We start from the raw sequence: 19,501 nt of genomic DNA, 5'->3' as shown, positions 1-19,501 counted from the left end.
TGCACGGCCGGTGCTCGACTACAGCGTCTGCGTCTCGACGTTGAACGCGCCCGAACATGCATATTCGATGGGTTTCAGTATGTCCTTTGTGTGGTCAGACCACTAAAGTGAGTGTAGGACCGAATGTGATCCAGGTCAAGGTTCTGCCCCCGATGAGGCAGGGTCCCACTCATGGGATGATGGCGAGGTGCGAAAAGTGAGTACTCATGACCAGTGAATCAGTCAGCAAGGACGACGACACCGCCGCAGGTCACACCGTCAATGCGCCTCAGGGACCGAGCTGGAAGCCGGTTGCCCGATCGAGCACCCACGAGCTCGTCATCAATGCGATCGAGGAGCAGATCACCTCCGGGTCCCTCACCGTCGGCGATCCGCTCCCCTCGGAACGTGAGCTGGCCGCCAAACTTCAGGTCAGTCGCGCGGCGGTGCGTGAGGCGCTGCGCGTCATGGAGTCCCTCGGCGTCGTCGTGTCGAACGTCGGCTCCGGCAAGTCGGCCGGCACCTTCATCGCCTCCATGCCCAAGGAGGCCCTGACTCGGTTCCTGCGCCTGCATGTGGCCCTGGCGAACTTCAGCATCGAGGAGGCCATCGAAACGCGCATCCAACTCGAGCGCTCAAGCATCGCCCTGGCGACCGGACGGGTCCACGACGACGCCTTGGCCGGCATGAATGCCTCGCTGGCGATCATGGACACACCGGGCGTGAGCTTGGAGACCTTCAATGATGCCGATACCGCCTTCCATGTGGCCATCGCCCATGCCTCGGAGAATCAGCTGCTCTCAGATCTCACGGAGGCCATCCGCGGCTCTCTGCGTCGGCCCATCCTCGATGCCTTCCACGAGGTCGAGAATCCGCGCGCTCTGATGGCGCAGCTGCAGGAGGAACATCATGCGATCATGCAGGCGATCGTCGACCGCGACACCGATCACGCGGTGCAGCTGACCGAAGACCATATCCGATCAGCCACCGCCGCCCTGCCGCGCCTGACGCAGAGCCGGCAGGAGCGCGGATGAGCGCGGGGCCGGCAGGAGCGCGGATGGGCGCGGGCGTCAGCCGGTCACACCGGTGACTTCGTTGCTGGCGTGGGGCAGTTCGGCGCTCTTCTCAACTTCGCCGGTGGCCAGATCCACGATGTGAAGCTGACTCTTGTCAGGTTCGGAGACGTAGGCCTTCTCCCCCTGCACGAAGAGCGTCGGCCGGGGCTGCTGCCAGTCGACAGGTTCCTTCCATGCTTCGGTGACCGGGTGTGAGTCGGTGATCGTGCCGGACTCCGGGTCGATGACGTTGAGCTTGCCGTCGGTGCCGAGCACAAGTGCCTCACCCTCGGGTCCGCGGGCCAGGGAACGGAAGCTGTACGAGGAGTCGAGGTCGACGAGTTTCATCGTCCCGGTCTCCGTGTTCGTCAGGGTGACCTTCTCCGGACGTTCGAGTTCGGCATCCTCGTCGACCTTGTAGTCGCCGAGCACGACCGGCGAGTCATCAGATCCTGCCTGATTGCCGATCCGACCATAGCTGTCCGGGGAGTCGACCTTCGTGAACTTCCCGTCCTTGTAGTAGAGGATTCCATCCTCACAGCCGACGGCGATCGCCTCGTCCTGGGCAGCGGCCTCCCCGTGGACGCCCGGGCAGTCCTCATTGCGGGCGATCTCATTTCCTTCGGCATCAACGACCTTCGCCCCCGAGCGCTCCTCCTCGTTGCCGATGGTGTGCAGGACGTTGCCGTTCTCCAACTGCACTGCCACACCGTGGTGTGCCTCTTCTGCTTCTTTGACCTCGGGTTCGGGTGTGCCGTCACCGAAGGCATTGGTGTCGAAGATCTGCATCCGTCCGTCGCCGTCGCCGAAGAGCACCGTCGAACCACCGTGGCGCACGACGTGACCTGGGGTATCGGTTTCGTAGACCTTGTCGGTGAGTTCAGGCGATCCGGCGAAGCTGTGGGTATGGTCGCCGTGCTCTTCGGTCCAGACTCCGGCGTCGAAGAGCTGGAATCCGCTGGCCACCGAGACCATGACGTGCCGTCCGTCGCCGACTGGATTCACTCGGTTGAAGCCCTCGAGCTTCGTGTCGTCGATGACCTCGAGCGTCCTCGCGTCCAGAGTGAGGATGCCGCCGTCATAGGTGGTGATCAGCCGTGGCTGCGTCTCCTCGACCTGTTCGGCGTCCGAGGTTTCCGCTGTGTCTGCCTGCTCGCCGCTGTCGGGGTCGGCCTCCGCGCCGGTGCCGCCGCATCCGCTCAGCAGGAGGGCGGTGACGGCCGCGCTCGCAGCCAGTGGGGCAATCAGGGTTCGTTGTGTTCTCATTCTTCTCTCTTCCCTATTTCCATGATGGCGTGTCCGTGATCTGTGGTGGTGCGAGGCTGTGTGCCTCGCGGAGAAGCGCTCGTCAGCGGGGCACGAGTCCGTCTGCGATGGCCTGCGCGTTGGTTCGCTGCATGTCGATGTAGGTTCCGGCCTCCCCGTCGGGTTCGGTCAGCGATTCCGAGAACAGCGCTGTCACTTCGACATCGAGGTCGACTTCATCAGACAGTGCCTCGGCGAGCTTCTGCGGCTGCGAGGAGTCCGCGAAGATCGTGGGCACGCCGGCATCCTCGACCGTGCGGGCAAGCTCTTCGAGATCGGCTGCCGAAGGTGAGGCCAGTGTGGTTCCGCTTGGCAGCACCGCCCCGATGACCTCGAAGTCGAAGCGCTTCGCGAAGTAGCCGAACACGTGATGGTTCGTCACGAGCTTCCGGTTCTCGGCAGGGATCGACTCGGCGATCTCTTCGATTTCGGCATCGAGGTCGTCAAGCTGCCCCCGATACGAGGTCACGGACGGTTCGATCGCCTCGGCGAGGTCATCACCGACCTCCTCCCCCAGCGCCGAGGTGATGACATCGACGGCGGCGACCATCCGCGCGGGATCGGTCCAGAAGTGCGGGTCGGGCGTCCCCGCACTGCCGCCCGAGGTGTACTCAAGGGGATCGATGTGCTCACCGACCTCAAGGACGCGCACCCCTTCGCTGCGCGCGTTGTCGAGGTTCGCCGACAACCCCTCTTCAAGCCCCAGTCCGTTGCCGATGATGAGATCGGCATCCTCCATTGCTCCGGCTTCCTTCGCCGAGATGCCGAAGGAATGCGGATCGGAGTTCGGCTTCATCAGCACCGTGACCGCCGCGTGGTCTCCGACGAGGCTGTGCACGACATCGCCGAGGATGTTCGTCGTCACCACGATCGACGGCTCATCGTGTCCTTCCGCGCAGGCGGTCAGTGATCCGAGCGTGGCCAGCGTGAGCGCCACTGCTGCGAGGTGGTGCCGTCGTGTGCCCATCACCGCCCCGTCACCGCCAGGCTTGCGGGTGCCCCGCCGAGGTCGAAGCTGCGCGCCTCACGCAGGCCATCGGCCGGGTCGAGTTCGAGCACTGTTCCCGAGGCAGGGTCGCTGACATAGGTGCGTTCGCTGTCCACGGCCACCGAGGGTCCGGCTCCGTGGCCCTGACTCTTCGCGTCGAAGGGTGCGATGAGCTTCTTCTTCGTCAGCACCTTCCCGGTCTCTGGGTCCAGCGAATAGATGGTCCCGTCTTCGTCCAGGGCCACGACCACGGAATCGTCGGGGGCGATGCCGGCGGAGACCACCTCGGCGTCGGTGTCGGCGAACGTCCACTCGTCCGTCGTCGCATCGAGGATCCCGATTCCACCATCATCGAAGGGGGTCGCGGCGAGGTCTCGTCCGACCTCCACGGACCACGTGCGCTCATCGGTGTCCTCGGGGTAGGGCAGCACCTCGGCGTCGAAGTCCTCATCGACCCTGATCACGCCGTCGGCGCAGGCGAAGACCAGCCCGTCGCGAGTGACTCCGGCTCCGTGGATCTCCTCGCATGTCGCATCGATCGGCGAGGCCTGACCCTTGTCGTCGTACACGGTGAGTTCGGAAGGCAGATCATCGGCCTTGTCCCCTGGAAGCGTGGACACGAAGTGATCCTCGAAGGGGACCGTCACTCCGTGGTGGGCACCCGGTTTCACGGTGCCGAGCTGAGTGAGTTCACCATCGCCGAGGGCGCTCCGGTCATAGATCTTCGCCCGGCCCTCGCCGTCGAAGAAGAAGGCGACCTCGGTCGGGGTCGAGACGACGTGCGCGGGGTCGGCCCCGTCGACCTGACCGATGGTCTTCGCCTCGGCCTTGTAGTAGTGCCTGTGATCGCCGTGGTCGACCGTCCACGCCCCCGTGTCGACGGCTGCGACCGTTCCGGCTTCACCATCGCCGAGGTAGAGGTACCGGGAATCTGCCCCCGCCAGGGTCGTCGATGGTGAGCCTTCGACCTTCTCCACGACATCCTCGGTGAGCAGGTCGATGACCGAGACCGCGCCGGTCTTCGCATCACTGACGGCCAGCCGCAGCTGCGGCTCGTCGGCCTCCTCTGCCCCTTCGACATATCCGTGGGGCGCCGTCGATTGACTGGGGCTGTTGGCCCCGCTGTCCGCTTGTTGGCCCTGGCACCCGGTCAGGGCGAGCAGTGCGATCAGTGCCGCGCTCGGTGCGGCGAATGCAGTTGTCCTCGTCATGAGATCTTTCTATTGATAATGGTTCTCATTGTGTTGAAAGTATTGTAGCGCACTTTTCACCCGCCTCGCGACGAGCACCGCGAAGAAGATGAGGACGGTGAGCAGCGCAATGGTCGCGCCGGCAGACGTCTGGGCATACCAGCTCACGAGCAGCCCGAAGAAGCACGAGAACACACCGATCACCGAGGCCGCTGCCATGATTGCCCCGACGCGGTCGAACAGGAGGCAGGCCGTGGCCGGGGGTCCAATGAGGAGTCCGAAGACGAGGAGAGTGCCGACGACCTGGAACGATGCGACAACCGCCAGGGCTGTGAGCATGAGCATCGCGATATGAGCCCAACCGGGCCGCATACCCAGAGTTGCGGCTTTTCGCTCATCGAAGGCGAGCGCGAGGAACGGCCTGTGCAACAGAATGCAGGCCAGCACTCCGAGGCAGGCTGCGACTGTGAGGATGATCAGGTCCTGGCCGCGGACCCCGAGCACGTCACCGAACAGGAAGCCCGTGAGGTCGACGGCGAATGATTGGGAGTGGGACACGATGACCACGCCGATGGCCAGCATTCCGACGAAGAGCAGTCCGATGCCGACGTCTTGGGACAGCTTCGACTCGCGCGATACCCAGGTGATCCCGGCCGCCATCACCAGCGCACTGGCCGCCGCGCCGATCATGAGCTGACCGCCGAGGAGCGCCGCGATTGCGACTCCCGGCAGCATCCCGTGCGACATCGCATCCCCGAAGAAGGCCAGGCCGCGCAGGACGACCCAGGTGCCGATGCACCCACAAAGCACGGCAGCGAGCACACCGGCAATGAGGGCACGGAGAACGAAGGACACCTCGAAGGGCGCGAACAGGAATTCCATTCGATGATGATAACCATTATTGTTAGAGCGTGGACAATCCGATCACCCTCACCAACCTCAGCGCTCACTATGGTGCCCATCTCGCTCTCGACCAGATCACCCTGGCCGCGCCCCTGGGCCGAGTCACGGCACTCGTCGGCGCCAACGGCTCAGGCAAGTCAACGGTGCTCATGGCACTGGCAGGCCTGCTCAGACCGACACAGGGATCGATATCCGGCCTGCCGTCCACTGTGGCCTTCGTGCCACAGCGCAGTTCTGCTCCGGACCACCTTCCGATCACCGTCAGACAGGTCGTGGCCATGGGCAGATGGAGCGCACGGGGCCTCTTCGCCCGCCACAGCAGTGATGATCAGCGGATCGTCGACGACTGCCTCGCTCAGCTGCACATCGACGACCTCGCCTCGCGTCGCCTCGGGTCACTTTCCGGGGGTCAGCGCCAGCGTGCCCTGGTGGCGCAAGGTCTGGCACAACGCGCGGACCTGCTGCTCCTCGATGAACCTCTGGCCGGAATCGATGCCCGCGCGGCCGAGGACATCACCCTGGCCATCGACTCCGAGCGCAGCCGCGGCGCCACAATCGTCATGGCCACGCACGAGCGCACCCAGGCAGCTCGGGCCGACCACGTCGTCCATCTGCGCCAGGGTGCGCTCGCGTTTCGGTGAGCACTCGCCAGAACTCGATCACCAGAACTCCCGCGCCGGTGAACCGTCGTCGCACGGAACCTCACTCATCTACGGGACGGGCGGCCACCTCGGCGGTCTCTTCATCGATTCTGTGCTGATCGGCCTCATGCTTAGCCTCCGCCTTCGCCTCTTTGTGTTCCGCCCGGCGCTCCTTGCGCCGCTCGACAAGGAGGTAGAGGGCGGGCACGAGGATCAGGGTCAGCACGGTCGAGGAGGTGAGGCCGCCGATGACGACGATCGCCAAGGGCTGGGAGATGAAGACTCCCCCACCGGTGAGTCCCAGTGACATGGGCACGAGGGCGAAGACCGTGGCAGCGGCAGTCATCAGGATCGGCCGCAGACGCAGCCGAGTGCCGTGGATGATCGCGTCCCACAGTCCCATCCCGTGCTCGCGCAGCTTGTTGACGAGGTCGATGAGCACGATCGCGTTGGTCACCACGATGCCGATGAGCATGAGGAGGCCGATGAGCGAGGGGATGCCCAGCGGTGTGCCGGTCAGCAGCAACAGCAGCACGGCACCGGTAGCGGCGAAGGGAATCGACACGAGCAGGATGAGCGGCTGAACGAAGCTGCGGAAGGTCGCGATCATGACGAGGAAGACCAGCGCGATCGCCACGAGCATGGCCCATCCGAGCTGGGCGAAGGAGTCGGCCTGCTCCTGGCTCGCGCCTCCGACGTCGAAGCTCACGCCATCGGGCAGATCCATGCTCGAGGTCAGTTCCTGTGCCTTCGCGGAGACCGGGTTGAGCTGTCCTTCGGCAGGGGTGGCGAACACTGTGACCTGACGGTTGCCGTCCTCCCGGGTGACGGTGGCGGGGGTTTCGGTCTCGTCGACGCTGGCGATCTCATCGACCGTGATCGGGTCGCCCTTGATGTCGGGGATCGCCGCCTGCTCGTCGGCGAGGTCCTGCTCCTCGGCCTGGCTCTCCTCCTGCTCGCGCTGGCCGTCGACGAGGTCGTCGATCGCGTCGTTGGCCTCGTTCAGGCCCTTCTCTGCCTGTTCGACGCCTTCTTCTGCCTGTTCGACCTGATCGGCCGCCATGTCGCCGGGGCTCGGAGCCGGCGGTGGATTCTGGGCATCGCGCAGGGCCTTCCGGGCTTCTTCGAGCTGATCGGCGGCGTTGTCGCGGGCCCCACGTGCAGATTCGAGCTGATCGGCTGATTCCTCTTCGGCCTTGGCCTTGGCTTCGTCGGCTCTGCGGTCGGTCTTCTCTTCGACTGCGTCGGTCGCGTCTTCCTGTGCGTTCTGCGTCTGCACCTCGGTGACCGGAAGCTCCAAAGCTCGGATCTCGTCTGGAGTCGCATCAGGGTGGGTCGGGGCGAGGAAGATATCTCGCTCCTTGCCCTCCAGCGTCAGAGTGCCGGCTTCACTTCCGTGCAGGGCTGCCGCAATGGCCTGTCCCACCTCGACCTGGCTGTAGCCGTAGTCCGCGGCCTTCTCCCGGTTCACATCGACGTGGATGATCGGCTGATCGGAGGCGAGGTCATTGCGGGCGTTCGTCACGCCCTCGGTCTCACTCATCTTCTTCGTCACGGAATCGGCGGCCTCGCCCAGCGCTGACAGATCAGAGCCGGAGAGTTTGATCTCCACGTCCTCATTCGCACTGCCTGAGGCGTCTTGGAGATCGATCTCGCCGACCTCGTTGCCGAGTCCGTCGATCTGGTTCGACAGCCGGTTCGTTGCGACCTCCGCTTCGGAATCGTCCTTCAGGGTGATGTTGAAGGAGTTCTCGGAACCGGTTTCGGGTCCATTGACGGTCGTCGAGTAGGTGTCGACGTCCGGGTCGGAGGCGAGAACGTCTTCGATCTTCTTCGCCGCCTCATCACTGGCCTCGAGCGAGGCTCCGGCTGGCAGAGTCTGCGCGATGTAGAGAGAGTTCTGCCCTGCGGCCCCGAGGAGGTCAGTCTTGAGGAAGCTGGCCATCATCATCGTCACGGCGAAGATCGCCACGGAGATGACGATCGTGCGCCATGGGTGTCGAAGCGCGGCCAGGATAGCCGGCAGGCTTCGCTGCTGCAGACGGTCGACCCTGTCCGAAGCCTCACCGTCACCGGGCATCGGCGTCACCGGAGCATCGGCAGTCGCCGCCGGGAGCAGCGTCTTGCCCTTGGCGCCGCGTTTGGCATTCTTCCTGTCGATCTTCGACTGTCGTTTCTCAGCGCGCTTGATGCCCTTCTCCCGATGCTTCCGGGCCCACGCCTCATAGCTTGCGTCGGTGGCAGCCTGGCGCTTCGGCGACAGGGGCTTCGGGCTCTTCCGCAGGACCCAGTAGCTGAAGACCGGAACGATCGTCAGCGCGACAAGGAGCGAACCGAGCAGAGCCAGTGTCACGGTCACGGAGAAGGGACGGAACAGCTGTCCGGCGATGCCGTCGACGAAGGCGATGGGCAGGAACACGGCCACGGTGGTCAGGGTCGAGGCCGTGATGGCACCGGCCACCTGCTTGACCGAGGCGACGATGTCATCGATCGTGAGGTCACTCGTACCCTGCCGCCTGCGGATGTTCTCGATGACGACGATGGAGTCATCGACGACACGGCCGACGGCGATGGTCAGGGCTCCCAGGGTCAAGATGTTCAAGGTGTATTCGCCGACCATGAGACCGATCATCGCGATCAGCAGCGACATCGGGATCGAGATCGCGGCGACCACGGTGGACCGGAACGAGCCGAGGAAGGCCAGGATCACGAGGATCGCAAAGAACAGTCCCAGCCCGCCTTCGACCGACAGGTCATGGATCGACTTCTCGATCTCGGGAGCCTGGTCGAAGATCGTGGAGAAGGAAATGTCGTCGCCGAGTTCGGGTCCCATCTTCTCGAGGACCTCATTGACTCCGTGGGAGACCTCAACGACGTTGTCGTCCTGGCCCTTGGTCACCGACACCGTCACGGCATCCTTGCCATCGGCGCGCGAGTACGAGGTCTTATCCACGGAGTCGAGTTCGACATCGGCGACGTCGCCTAGCAGGACCGTACCGTCAGCGGTGCGCAGCGGGGTCTTCTCGATCTCCTTGACGGCGTCCAGTTCGGTACCGACCTCCACAGACAGTGATTTGCTCCCCTGTGCGCTCTGACCTGCGGGCACGACGCTTCCGGCGGCCGTGAGTTCGTCCGGCACCGAGGTGGTGACGACGTTCTTATCGTTGACGTCGTCGGGACGGAAGCTGATGTTGACTCGCTGCTCGTTCTGCCCGGCCACGTCGACGCTGGATACGCCCGCGACGCTTTGGAGCTCGGGGACGAGTTCAGTCTCAACGAGATCGCCGAGCTTCTGCGAGTCCTCTCCCCCGGAGACGGCGAACATGACCACCGGAACGTCGTCGATCTGCTGGGAGAGCACCTCCGCCTCGGCGCCGTCGGGAAGGTCTGCCTTCGCAGAGTCGACGGCGGAGCGCACAGAGTCCGTCATCTCCTCGGCATCCTTGCCGAAGGGCCAGGTGACGTTGGCCGACATCGATCCCGCCGAGGAGGTTGTGCTCACCGTCTCGAGGTCTCCGACCCCTTCGAGCGCGGTTTCGATCGGTTTGGTCACCGATTCCTCGACGACCTCGGGTGAGGCTCCCGGAACCGTGACCTGCACCGAGGTGCCTGGCAGCTCGACCGAGGGCATCGTCTCCTGGTTGAGCGAGGTGGTCGCAATGACGCCGAAAACGGCGATCACAAGGGTGAGCAGGCCGACGATGAGGCGGTTCTTCAGACTCATCCTGGTGATCAGGGACACGGGTTCCTCCGGGTTTTGGGCATGCGGGAGCTGCTGATGGGTGTTCAAGTGATTCTGTGGGGCGGTGTGTCGGGGATGGTCCGGGCGAGGGTGGAACGAGTTCAGTCTTTCAGGCCGGGCTGGTCGACGCGTCCCCCGAAAGTTGTCTTCTTTCTCCCCCAAAAGGCTGAGTGAGGCATGGGAGATCGGTCATGATTCGATCATATGAGCGCCGTGGGCTGCGGGCGCGGGTGTTTTCCTCCGTCTTGGATTCCGGAAACACCACAGTCGTCGGTGTGACGGGTCTCGGCGCAGATCGGCGCCTCACTGCTCTCAGCTGTGCAGGCGTACGTAGTGGCGGAGTCGCTCCACTCCGTTCGCGCCTCCGTCGTTGCGCAACGCGGCCTTCAGCCTCGCCCTGACAGCCCCTTCGTCGAAGGACTCGCCGATGACGACCAGCGCACTGTCCCAGCGCTCCTTCTGCGGTGCGGCTGTCGATTGCGGCGCAACCGCCGACACATAGACGTTCGGGCCTACCGCTTGGAGCCCATAGCGCCTGCTTCCGGCTCTGTCGTCGACAAGAATCGAGCCCTTCACCCGGTAGACCCCGGCAGGCAGGTCCTCGAGGAAGTCCAGCACGGCACCAGCATCAGCAGACCCGCCGCCAGTGATCGTCACCGACTGTGCGTGATGGTGGACGGGGGCGCTCTCACCTTCACCGTCGAAGCCCGTCTGAGCGGCCTCGGCGTAAGCCTGTCGGATGAGTTCCCGGATCGGAAGTTCCGCTTGGATGGGGTCTGCGCTTGCGCCTGCATCCCCGGTTGAACTGTCACCCGACCGTGTTCCGTCGCCGCCTCGTTCGGCCCCTGAACCGGGGTCGAAGATCAGCGCCGGGTCGAGACGGCCGTAGCTGGTGCCGACGACCAGGAGTCGCGGATTGCGCTGATGGACCCGTTCCCGGATCGCAGCGACAGCCGTGTCCCGGTCCGCGACGGGGAGCTGATCGAGCTTGTTGACAAGCACCAGGGTCGTCGCCGCGTAGCGCATCGGCGGTGCGGTTTCGGTGTCGACCGTCGCGGCATGCATGGTGGCGTCGACGACGTCGATGACCCCGCCGAGGTGGAAGCGGTGGTGGCCCATGCGGGTAACCATCCGGGCCAGTGTCAGCGGTTCGGCGAAACCGCTGGCTTCGACGATGATGGCGTCGAGACGCAGCCGTGGTTTCGCCAGTGCGGTGAGTGCGTCTTCGAGCGAAGTGTCATCATCAAGGCAGCAGATGCATCCGCCCGAGATGGAGAAGGGCTCATCGACCTGCCCGACGACGAGGCCCGCGTCGATGTTGAGGTCGCCGAAGTCATTGACGACGACCCCGATGCGCGCATCGGGATGGCGCAGCAGGTGATTGAGCAGACTGGTCTTACCCGCCCCCAAGTAGCCAGTCAGGAGGATCACCGGGACGGCTCCTGCAGACTGCTTCCTGTTCACATCTCCTCCACATCTGCCATCGGGACGCTCGTCATCCGCTAATGGTAATGTTTTTCATTAATATTGGAACATATCAACGTATGCGCATATGCTCACAGGACCAACTGCGCTGCAGCGTCGGAGGCACAAGGACATGACGGCTGAAGAGCCCAAGAAGACCCGCAGTACGGCTCAGAAGGCCGTGATCCGCTCCGCCCTCGAGAGCGAGAAGCGCTTCGTCTCCGCCCAACAGCTGCATCGGACGCTTGAGGATCAGGGACACACAGTGGGGCTGGCCACCGTCTACCGACAGCTCAACTCCCTGAGCGAGTCCGGGCACGCCGACTCCATCACCATTGCCGAGAAACAGCTGTTCCGCGCCTGCACCCAGGATGAACATCACCACCACCTGGTGTGCGAGAACTGCGGCAAAGCCGTTGAGGTGGAACCGCCCAGCGAGGACTGGATCACCACCACGGCACAATCACATGGATTCGAAGTCACTCGACATGTGTTCGAGATCTTCGGTCTCTGCGCTGAGTGCGCCGCCCTGGCCAAGAACCGGTAGCGGTCGCCAGCGATGAACCGGTTGCAATCGCCAGCGAAGAACCAGTTGCAGTCGTCGGCGGACAGCATCGGCGAACCTACGTCGCCGTTGTGCTCCACGCCGGAAATTCGTCGGGGTAGCCCGCCCACTCCATCGGCCCGGCCTCCAGCTCCGCATCGCTGAGGGCGGCCTCGTCGAGGACCTGCCGCAGCCGGAGCTCGTCGAGTCCGGTGCCGATGAACGCCAGGTCCTGACCGAACGCGAGAAGCTCGGCCCCAGCGCCGGGGCTGTCGTCGAACGCCAATGGTGACAGCGTGAATATGCGGCCGACCTGATCCCACTGAGCGGTGATGTGCGGACGTGTGGCCAATCGTGCAAATCCGGCCGAGCGCAGAATGTGTCCGCAGTGCCCCTGAAACAGGCATGCCTTCAGCGCGTGATTCAGGCGACCTGGGTGGAAGGGGCGATACTGCTCGTACCGAATGGCTTCGACCACGCAGGATTGCCGTTGCGGTGGAAATTCTTGGTTGAGGATCGCCACCCAGCCGGCATCCGGCGGCCGCTGCGCGTAGGTCCTCCCGGCACGACCGAGCACTTCGAAACCGTCGCGACCACCGAGACCGTCGCGACCGTGCCGGCTGCAGGGATTCGCGACGAGTCTCTGCTCAGCACTTGGGGCTAGATGGCTGAGCAGCGAGGCAGCCCGCTCGAGCGCCTTCGGCTGGAGCGAGCTTCCGTTTACAACTGCGATCGTCGAAGCGAATTCGATCTGAGCGACGAGCAGCTCAGCCTTCGAGGCGATGACGCCTCCGTCCCTCGCATCACTCGCCAGGGGGACTCTGATGAGCTCCTCAGAGTCAAGATCAGCAAGCATACATCCCACGTCGAGGACGCAGACGAGGTCGAGGAGAGTCGTCCCCGCGTCCGGAGCCGTGAGGGAGCCGACGATCTCCACCACCGGTACCTCCAGTGGGTATTCCAGGACGACGCCGGGAACGTGGATCGCCTTGCGCATCAGATTGACTGCCCTGTCGACGGCTTCGAGTCCTTGACCCGTCTGCTCGGCAGGGACGAAGACGAATCCCCGGACTTCCGCTATGCTCCGGGCGCACCTGCCCCTCTCCTGCGCACACGCGCCAGTCACCGCAATCACATCGACATCGGCATCACTTGACTCTGGCATTGGCATCCTTCCCTCAAAGAATCTATTGTTAAACCTAACAATACTCATTCTCATTAAGGAGATCAGTCATGAAGGTTCGCAGATCTCTGCGCTCGATCAAGAAGCAGCCGGGTTCACAGGTCGTGCGCAGACGCGGCCGCGTCTATGTCATCAACAAGCTCAATCCCAGATTCAAGGCACGTCAGGGCTGATCCGAGCTCAGCGCGAACGCCTGGGGCCGCCCGCACTGCCGTGCGTGAAGATCTCGGGGTTGAGCTCAACGAGCTTTCGGGTGTGGCGAATATGCAGGGCCATCATCGCCTCCGCGGATTCGACATCGCCATCGATCACGGCCCGAAGGATCATGCGGTGCTCGGCGAAGATGTCCTCCCGCCGGGAACGTCGGGTGATTCCGTCCGGAGCCAGCAGCTGCCTGCGGTAATAGTGGGTGAGATTCCACAGGTGCTCGACAGTGTCGTGGAGCCTGATCGTCGTCGGGCCTGCCATCAGTGCCCGATGGAAATCATGGTCACACTCAAGGAAGTCACCACTCGACGTCGCCGCCTCCACCCGCTGGGCACTGGCTTCGAACTCGGCAAAGGAATCTGCAGTGTGAGTGGGCATCGCCATCCCCAGCAGCAGCGGCTCCAGCCGTTCCCGCATCAGGTAGATCTCCCGGCATTCGTCAAGATTAAGCGTTGACACCCACGCTCCAGTCGATGCCACCAGGGTGACCAGTCCAGAGGATTCGAGGATGTGCAGGGTCTCCCTGATCGGCAGCCTGCTCACGCCGAATTCCTCGGCGATCTCCTCCTGCCTGATCCTGGTTCCAGGGACGAGAACTCCCTTGATGATCCGCGACCTCAGCTCGGCCGCGATTCTGGCGCTGGCCGCCTGATCGTGTGTCACAGTTCGCATCCCTTTCATACTTTCGCCCTCTGCCGTGAAGCATAGTCGCCCACACGCTGCGAGACGGCGGATCCCAAGGTCCGCAATGATCATCGACTCGAGACACTCCGCGCCGATTGCAATCAAACTGCAATCTGGGCCCATTTGGACCAAAGGCACCTGAACTGCGGAACTGCTGCCTGGGAATTCTGAGCATAATTGGATCCAATCTGGCAACTGGGCATTCAGCGATGACAGATATTAATGGGCTCTATAGCGAAGCCTGTTTCGGCATTGGATCCATTCGACGCGATATCTTGTCGTTGTTCGAAAGCCTGACTATCGACCCAGGTCACATGCGGTATATATGCGCGCCCCCGAGGGCCGGAAATCACTATCAACGTGATTGACATCACCCACTCCAGGAGAGAAACTTCAAAAGTTGAAAGCTATTTACACAATTGAAAGGGCAATGATGTCCACAATCATTCCCCCGGCGTCCGGACGACCAACGAAGGTCGAAGTCCGGGCCGATAAGGGCCTCAAGAGAGACATCGGAAAAATCGGTCTCCTATTCACCGGCGTCGGTTCGATCATCGGCTCCGGTTGGCTCTTCGGCGCGTTCAACGCCTCCGTGATGGTCGGTCCGGCATCACTCATCTCCTGGGCGCTCGGCGCCGTCATGATGATCTTCGTGGCGCTGAACTATGCGGAGCTCGGCGTGATGTTCCCCGTCGCCGGTGGCGTCATTCGCTTCCCCCACTTCTCCTTCGGCTCATTCGCCAGCTTCACCAGCGGGTGGATCACCTGGCTGTCTGTGGCGGCGACCGTGCCCATCGAGGTCATGGCCGCCGTTCAGTACGCGTCGAGCTACCTTCCCTGGCTGATGCACACCGTCGATGACGTCGCCGTCCTCACAGGCCCGGGCATTGCGGTGAGCATTGCTCTGATGCTGGTCTTCAGCTTCATCAATCTCTACGGAGTCCAGCTCTTCGCTCGGTTCAACAACGTCCTCGTGTGGTGGAAGCTCGCCGTCATCCTGCTGGTCATCGTCGTGTTCTTCGCTCTCTCGTTCAACCCCGGTCACTTCGCGAGCCAGCAGTTCGGCGGATTCGCACCCAACGGAATCGGACCGATCTTCGCAGCCCTGCCTGCTGCCGGCATCGTCTTCTCCTACCTCGGTTTCCGTCAAGGCGTCGAGTTCGCCGGTGAGACGACGAACCCGCAGAAGAATGTCCCCTTCGCAGTCATCGGATCGATCCTCGTCACCGGCGTCATCTACATCGCACTGCAGGCGGCCTTCATCGGCGCACTGCCCTCGGACCTCCTCGACGGTGGTTGGGCGAAACTGGCCTTCACCAACGATGCGGGTCCTCTGGCTGAGATCTCCCTGCTGCTGGGCGCCGTATGGCTGGCAGTCATCCTCTACGGTGATGCGATCGTCTCCCCCGCTGACACCGGCCTGATCTACACCGCGCTGGCTCCTCGCCTGTCCTATTCACAGGCGAAGGTCGGCAACGCCCCACGCGCCCTGGCCAAGCTCAACAAGCACGGCGTCCCCTGGATCTCACTGCTCGTCGTCTTCATCGTCTCCTGCATTATGTTCCTGCCCTTCCCCTCATGGGCGAAACTGGTCGGATTCATCACCTCCGGCACCGTACTCTCATTCGCCACGGGCCCGGTGGTCGTCGCCGCGCTGCGGCGTCAGCTGCCTGAGCAGGAACGTCCGTTCAAACTGCCTGGCAACGACGTGCTGCCCATCATCGGCTTCATCTGCGCGAACCTCATCGTCTACTGGACAGGATGGGAAACGAACTGGAAGCTCTTCCTCGCCGTCGCCATCGGTTACGTCGTCATGATCCTCCACCACATCTTCGCCAAGGACAAGGCTCGCCTGCCGGACCTGAAGATGCGCTCCGGCTGGTGGATGATCCTGTGGATGGTCGGCCTGGTCCTCCTCAGCCTCATCGGCCATTACGGCGGTGGACTCGACATCATGGGCTTCGTCTGGGGTGAGATCGTCACGGTGATCTTCTCGGTCATCGTCTTCTACGTCGGCATCAGCTGCCGACTGACCCCTGAGGAGTCGGTCGAAGCCATCGAGCAGACTCAGCGCGTCGACGACTGAGTTCGTATGTCCTGAGTTCGTACTGCCTGATCTGTTCTCGAAGCTGCCTCGACGCTCCAATGCGCCGAGGCAGCTTCGTCGTTGAAGGAACCAGATTCAGCTGTCCTTGTCGTTGAGGGTACGGATGCGATCGAAGTCGGCCACTGTGTCAAAGTCAGCAACGATACCCGGATCCACGTCAACGAGAATGGGATTGAGCCCGGTGAACAGCCACTTCACCGCACCGTTAGTGGGATCGCCGATGGCTTCCAAGCGCGCGAGCAGCAGCTGCGTCGGCCATGCGGCGCAGAGGAACTGGATCTTGCCCCGGTCATCAGTTCCCGCCGACGGAGAGCCTGTCCGCCTACATGCTTCAATCAGACCGCCGAGGTGGCCGGCCGTGATCATGGGCATGTCCGCGGCCAGCACCAGGGTCACATCCGCAGGTCCGGCTGAGGCGGCGCCTCGAACGGCAGCACACGCCGCTGCGATCCCGGCCAAAGGACCGGCGAAAGCGGGTTCCTCCCGAACAGACTGCACGGATTCCTGCTCCGTGGCAGACAGCCCATCAATCGGTCCGGCCACACACACCTCGGCGTCGGGATCGGTCATGCGCACTGCGCGGAGGATGCGGGAGATCACCGTGATCCCGCCCAACTCGACTGCGGGTTTGTGGACGCCGCCGAAGCGGTTCGAACGGCCGCCGCTGAGTATGATCGCACGGATAGACATGCCCCGATCCTACGCGGGAGGACATCGTCGACAACGAGATTCGCACGACATTGCCGACGCAGGTGAGCAATACTGTGAAGCATCACCAGTTCATTGCGGACTGCATCCAGCGGGAGCATCGTCGACCCCGACGGGGCGCCCACACGAACCTGATCTGCACGGAGGAATCGCGAATGACGAAGTTCGATATTGTCGAAGCATCCATCGCCTCACTGCGAGCGGCCCTCGAGGATGGGACAACCACCTCGGTGGGGCTGGTCGAGGACTACCTGGCTCGCATCGCCGCATTCGACGGCCCCGATACTGAGACCCGGCTCAACTCCGTGATCGTATCCAACCCGGATGCCCTCGCCGAGGCGGCCACCTCCGATGAGCGACGAGCCCGGGGTCAGACGCTGGGCCCTCTCGACGGAATCCCGTACACCGCGAAGGACAGCTACATGGTCACCGGACTGACCGTGGCCGCGGGCTCCCCCGCCTTCGCCGAACTCATCGCACAGAAGGACGCCTTCACCATCGAGCGCCTCCGCGGTGCCGGGGCCATCTGCCTCGGTCTGACCAACATGCCCCCGATGGCCAACGGCGGCATGCAGCGCGGACTCTACGGCCGAGCCGAAAGCCCCTATAGCGCGCAGTGGCTGACCAGCGCCTTCGCCTCGGGTTCCTCCAACGGCTCCGGTACCGCAACGACCGCCAGTTTCGCCGCCTTCGGTCTCGGCGAGGAGACCTGGTCCTCGGGTCGGGCTCCGGCCTCACACAACGCGCTCATCGCCTACACTCCTTCTCGCGGAGTCATCTCCGTGCGCGGCAATTGGTCTCTGGTGCCCACGATGGACGTCGTCGTCCCCCACACCCGCTCGATGGCCGACCTGTGCGAGGTCCTCGACATCATCGTCGCCGACGACGCCGAGACTCGCGGTGACTTCTGGCGAGTCCAGCCCTGGGTCGAGATTCCCCCTGCTTCTGCCATCCGACCCGATTCCTATGCCGCGCTGCTTCCAACCGATGCCGCTTCGGCACACTCCACACTGGCAGGCAAGCGCTTCGGCATCCCGAAGATGTACATCAACGCCGACCCCGAGGCGGGCACGAATCCCGAGGGCGGCATCGGCGGGCCCACCGGACAGCGGATCGAGACTCGAGCCTCGGTGATCTCAGCGTGGGAACAGGCCCGTCGCGACCTCGAGGCCGCCGGAGCTGAGGTCATCGAAACCGACTTTCCAGTGGTGAGCAACTACGAGGGCGATCGTCCCGGTGCTCCGACGATCAAGACCCGCGGCATCGTGAGCACCGACTTCCTCGATCGGGAGATCAACGACCTCTCCGCTTGGGCCTGGGACGATTTCCTGGCTGCCAACGGTGATCCGAACCTGTCAACGCTGACCGAGGTGGACGGGACGAAGATCTTCCCCCACCCTGACGGCGCCCTCCCCGATCGGTTCACAGGGTTCGAGGACGATATCGCCGAATACCCGCGACTGGTGCGCGAGGACGGCTACGGCTCTGTGACGGAGATCCCCGATCTCGAAGACGGCATTCGAGGCCTCGAGGTGACTCGCCGTATCGACCTTGAAGAATGGATGGACGCCAACGGCTTCGACGCCGTGGTCTACCCGGCAATGGCCGATGTGGGCCCGGCCGATATGGATGTCAACGAGACTTCAGCGGATCTTGGGTGGCGCAACGGCACCTGGGTTGCCAACGGCAATCTGGTGCCACGGCATCTGGGCATCCCCTCGGTAACTGTGCCCATGGGCACGATGTCTGACACCGGCATCCCCATCGGGCTCACGATCTCAGGCCGCGGCTGGGACGATACGTTGCTCATCGAACTCGCCGCAGCCTTCGAAGCCACCGGTAGTCGACGCGAGGAGCCTCCGCGCACGCCGAGGCTGTGAGCATGCCGAAGCTGTGAATCCGGCAGTCCACGCCGAGTGAGTAAGTCTGAAACCTTCGGGTGAAATCGCCAGATTACTGGATCGTAGCCAGCAATCGGTGGAACAGTATTGGACATGACCGATTTCTCTGTTCTTGCTGAACGCGCGTCCGCTCTACTCGAAGCCCATCATCAGGATCGTCCGATCGTCCTGCCGACAGTGTGGGATGCCTGGTCAGCCCAGGCCATGGTCAATGCCGGATTCGAGGCTCTGAGCATCGGCTCCCATCCTCTCGCCGACTCCGTGGGCTCCGCGGACGGCGAGACCATGAGCCTCAGCCAGGCGCTGGCAGGGATCGCCCGCGTGTGCGGCTCTGTCGATGTACCGGTCAGCGCCGATCTGGAATCCGGCTACGACACCCCGGCACCGGATCTCATCGCCGGACTCCTCGAAGCCGGCGCGGTGGGTGTCAACATTGAGGACACCGTCCACAGCGAGGGACGAATGCGCAGCGCTGAGGAACATGCCGAGTACATCGGAGATCTGCGTCGCGCCGCAGACGCGCAACGGGTGCACGTGGTCATCAACGCCCGCACCGATGTCTTCAAGAATCCCAATGATTTCGAGGATCCCACCGCCGAGGCGATCCGTCGCCTCAATCTGTGCGCCGAGTCGGGTGCGGATTCCGTCTATCCCGTCAGGTTGCCGAACACCGACACACTCAAGTCCATATTGTCCCAGGTAAGACTGCCGCTCAATGTCACCGCTCACCCGGTCAAAGGCGCCGTACCCGACGAACTCGATCTCTCGCAGCTGCAGGAGTTCGGGGTGAAGCGTGTGACTTTCGGGCCCCTGCTGCAGTCCGCAATGTACGACTATTTCGCCAAGTTCACCCGAAACTGGCACTGACAGCTATGCCAACCGCAATGATGAGGAGACGCA

Annotated in this window: 16 protein-coding genes; 7 read left to right on the top strand and 9 right to left on the bottom strand. The window is 63.4% G+C overall.

The genetic code is table 11. The annotated features are described in order from the left end of the window. Positions 1-206: 206 nt before the first annotated feature. A complete protein-coding gene (locus INT40_RS09315; RefSeq protein ID WP_096159862.1) occupies positions 207-1,013 on the top strand; it encodes a FadR/GntR family transcriptional regulator in 807 nt (268 codons plus the stop codon). Between the two features lie 36 nt (positions 1,014-1,049). Here the strand turns inward: INT40_RS09315 and aztD are convergent, their stop codons facing one another. From aztD to aztB, 4 genes are all read right to left on the bottom strand, one after another. Then, positions 1,050-2,300 carry a zinc metallochaperone AztD gene (gene aztD / locus INT40_RS09310; protein ID WP_193071149.1) on the bottom strand — a complete coding sequence of 417 codons (1,251 nt, stop codon included), beginning with the start codon at positions 2,298-2,300 and terminating at the stop codon, positions 1,050-1,052. A gap of 82 nt (positions 2,301-2,382) precedes the next feature. Then, a complete protein-coding gene (gene aztC, locus INT40_RS09305) occupies positions 2,383-3,306 on the bottom strand; it encodes a zinc ABC transporter substrate-binding protein AztC (RefSeq protein WP_193071148.1) in 924 nt (307 codons plus the stop codon). Further along, positions 3,306-4,538, bottom strand: coding sequence for a PQQ-binding-like beta-propeller repeat protein (locus tag INT40_RS09300; RefSeq protein ID WP_193071147.1), 1,233 nt, complete (start codon positions 4,536-4,538; stop codon positions 3,306-3,308). Before INT40_RS09300 ends, aztC begins: the two co-directional genes overlap by 1 nt. Positions 4,539-4,547: 9 nt before the next feature. Beyond that, complete coding sequence (aztB, locus tag INT40_RS09295; protein ID WP_193071146.1) at positions 4,548-5,399, bottom strand: zinc ABC transporter permease AztB; 852 nt, start codon at positions 5,397-5,399, stop codon at positions 4,548-4,550. 29 nt (positions 5,400-5,428) lie between these two features. On the opposite strand from aztB, the gene aztA reads away from it, so the two are divergent. Next, entirely contained in the window at positions 5,429-6,061 is a 633-nt protein-coding gene (gene aztA, locus INT40_RS09290) for a zinc ABC transporter ATP-binding protein AztA (RefSeq protein ID WP_193071145.1), read from the top strand. A 61-nt stretch (positions 6,062-6,122) separates the two neighbouring features. On the opposite strand, the gene INT40_RS09285 is transcribed toward aztA, so the two are convergent. Next, positions 6,123-9,803: an efflux RND transporter permease subunit gene (locus INT40_RS09285; RefSeq protein ID WP_319021969.1), complete on the bottom strand. Its 3,681-nt coding sequence runs from the start codon at positions 9,801-9,803 to the stop codon at positions 6,123-6,125. 312 nt (positions 9,804-10,115) lie between these two features. Then, positions 10,116-11,267: a CobW family GTP-binding protein gene (locus tag INT40_RS09280; RefSeq protein ID WP_193071144.1), complete on the bottom strand. Its 1,152-nt coding sequence runs from the start codon at positions 11,265-11,267 to the stop codon at positions 10,116-10,118. Positions 11,268-11,355: 88 nt separating this feature from the next. Here INT40_RS09280 and INT40_RS09275 point away from each other — a divergent pair, with 88 nt between their 5' ends. Further along, positions 11,356-11,814, top strand: coding sequence for a Fur family transcriptional regulator (locus INT40_RS09275; RefSeq protein WP_101574062.1), 459 nt, complete (start codon positions 11,356-11,358; stop codon positions 11,812-11,814). Between the two features lie 76 nt (positions 11,815-11,890). Here INT40_RS09275 and INT40_RS09270 read toward each other — a convergent pair whose 3' ends face one another. Beyond that, positions 11,891-12,976, bottom strand: coding sequence for a GTP-binding protein (locus INT40_RS09270; protein WP_193071143.1), 1,086 nt, complete (start codon positions 12,974-12,976; stop codon positions 11,891-11,893). 68 nt (positions 12,977-13,044) lie between these two features. Between INT40_RS09270 and ykgO the strand changes: the two genes are divergently transcribed. Further along, positions 13,045-13,167, top strand: coding sequence for a type B 50S ribosomal protein L36 (gene ykgO / locus INT40_RS09265; protein WP_096162004.1), 123 nt, complete (start codon positions 13,045-13,047; stop codon positions 13,165-13,167). 7 nt (positions 13,168-13,174) lie between these two features. Here the strand turns inward: ykgO and INT40_RS09260 are convergent, their stop codons facing one another. Continuing rightward, positions 13,175-13,864, bottom strand: a complete 690-nt coding sequence (locus tag INT40_RS09260) for a GntR family transcriptional regulator (protein ID WP_193095976.1) — start codon at positions 13,862-13,864, stop codon at positions 13,175-13,177. Positions 13,865-14,315: 451 nt separating this feature from the next. Between INT40_RS09260 and INT40_RS09255 the strand changes: the two genes are divergently transcribed. Further along, positions 14,316-15,971 (top strand): APC family permease, encoded by a 1,656-nt coding sequence (locus INT40_RS09255; protein ID WP_219618911.1) that lies wholly within the window; start codon positions 14,316-14,318, stop codon positions 15,969-15,971. A gap of 96 nt (positions 15,972-16,067) precedes the next feature. Here INT40_RS09255 and INT40_RS09250 read toward each other — a convergent pair whose 3' ends face one another. Continuing rightward, entirely contained in the window at positions 16,068-16,682 is a 615-nt protein-coding gene (locus tag INT40_RS09250) for a molybdenum cofactor guanylyltransferase (RefSeq protein WP_193071142.1), read from the bottom strand. A 173-nt stretch (positions 16,683-16,855) separates the two neighbouring features. Here INT40_RS09250 and INT40_RS09245 point away from each other — a divergent pair, with 173 nt between their 5' ends. Together INT40_RS09245 and INT40_RS09240 are read left to right on the top strand one after the other, a co-directional pair. Then, a complete protein-coding gene (locus tag INT40_RS09245; protein ID WP_193095975.1) occupies positions 16,856-18,580 on the top strand; it encodes an amidase in 1,725 nt (574 codons plus the stop codon). 114 nt (positions 18,581-18,694) lie between these two features. Next, a complete protein-coding gene (locus INT40_RS09240) occupies positions 18,695-19,468 on the top strand; it encodes an isocitrate lyase/PEP mutase family protein (protein WP_101574076.1) in 774 nt (257 codons plus the stop codon). Positions 19,469-19,501 lie beyond the last annotated feature (33 nt).

Source organism: Brevibacterium sp. FME17 (assembly GCF_014897515.1).
Lineage (GTDB): Bacteria > Actinomycetota > Actinomycetes > Actinomycetales > Brevibacteriaceae > Brevibacterium.
Note: the sequence above shows the minus strand (reverse complement) of the source record. Positions and strands in the feature narration are given on the sequence as shown.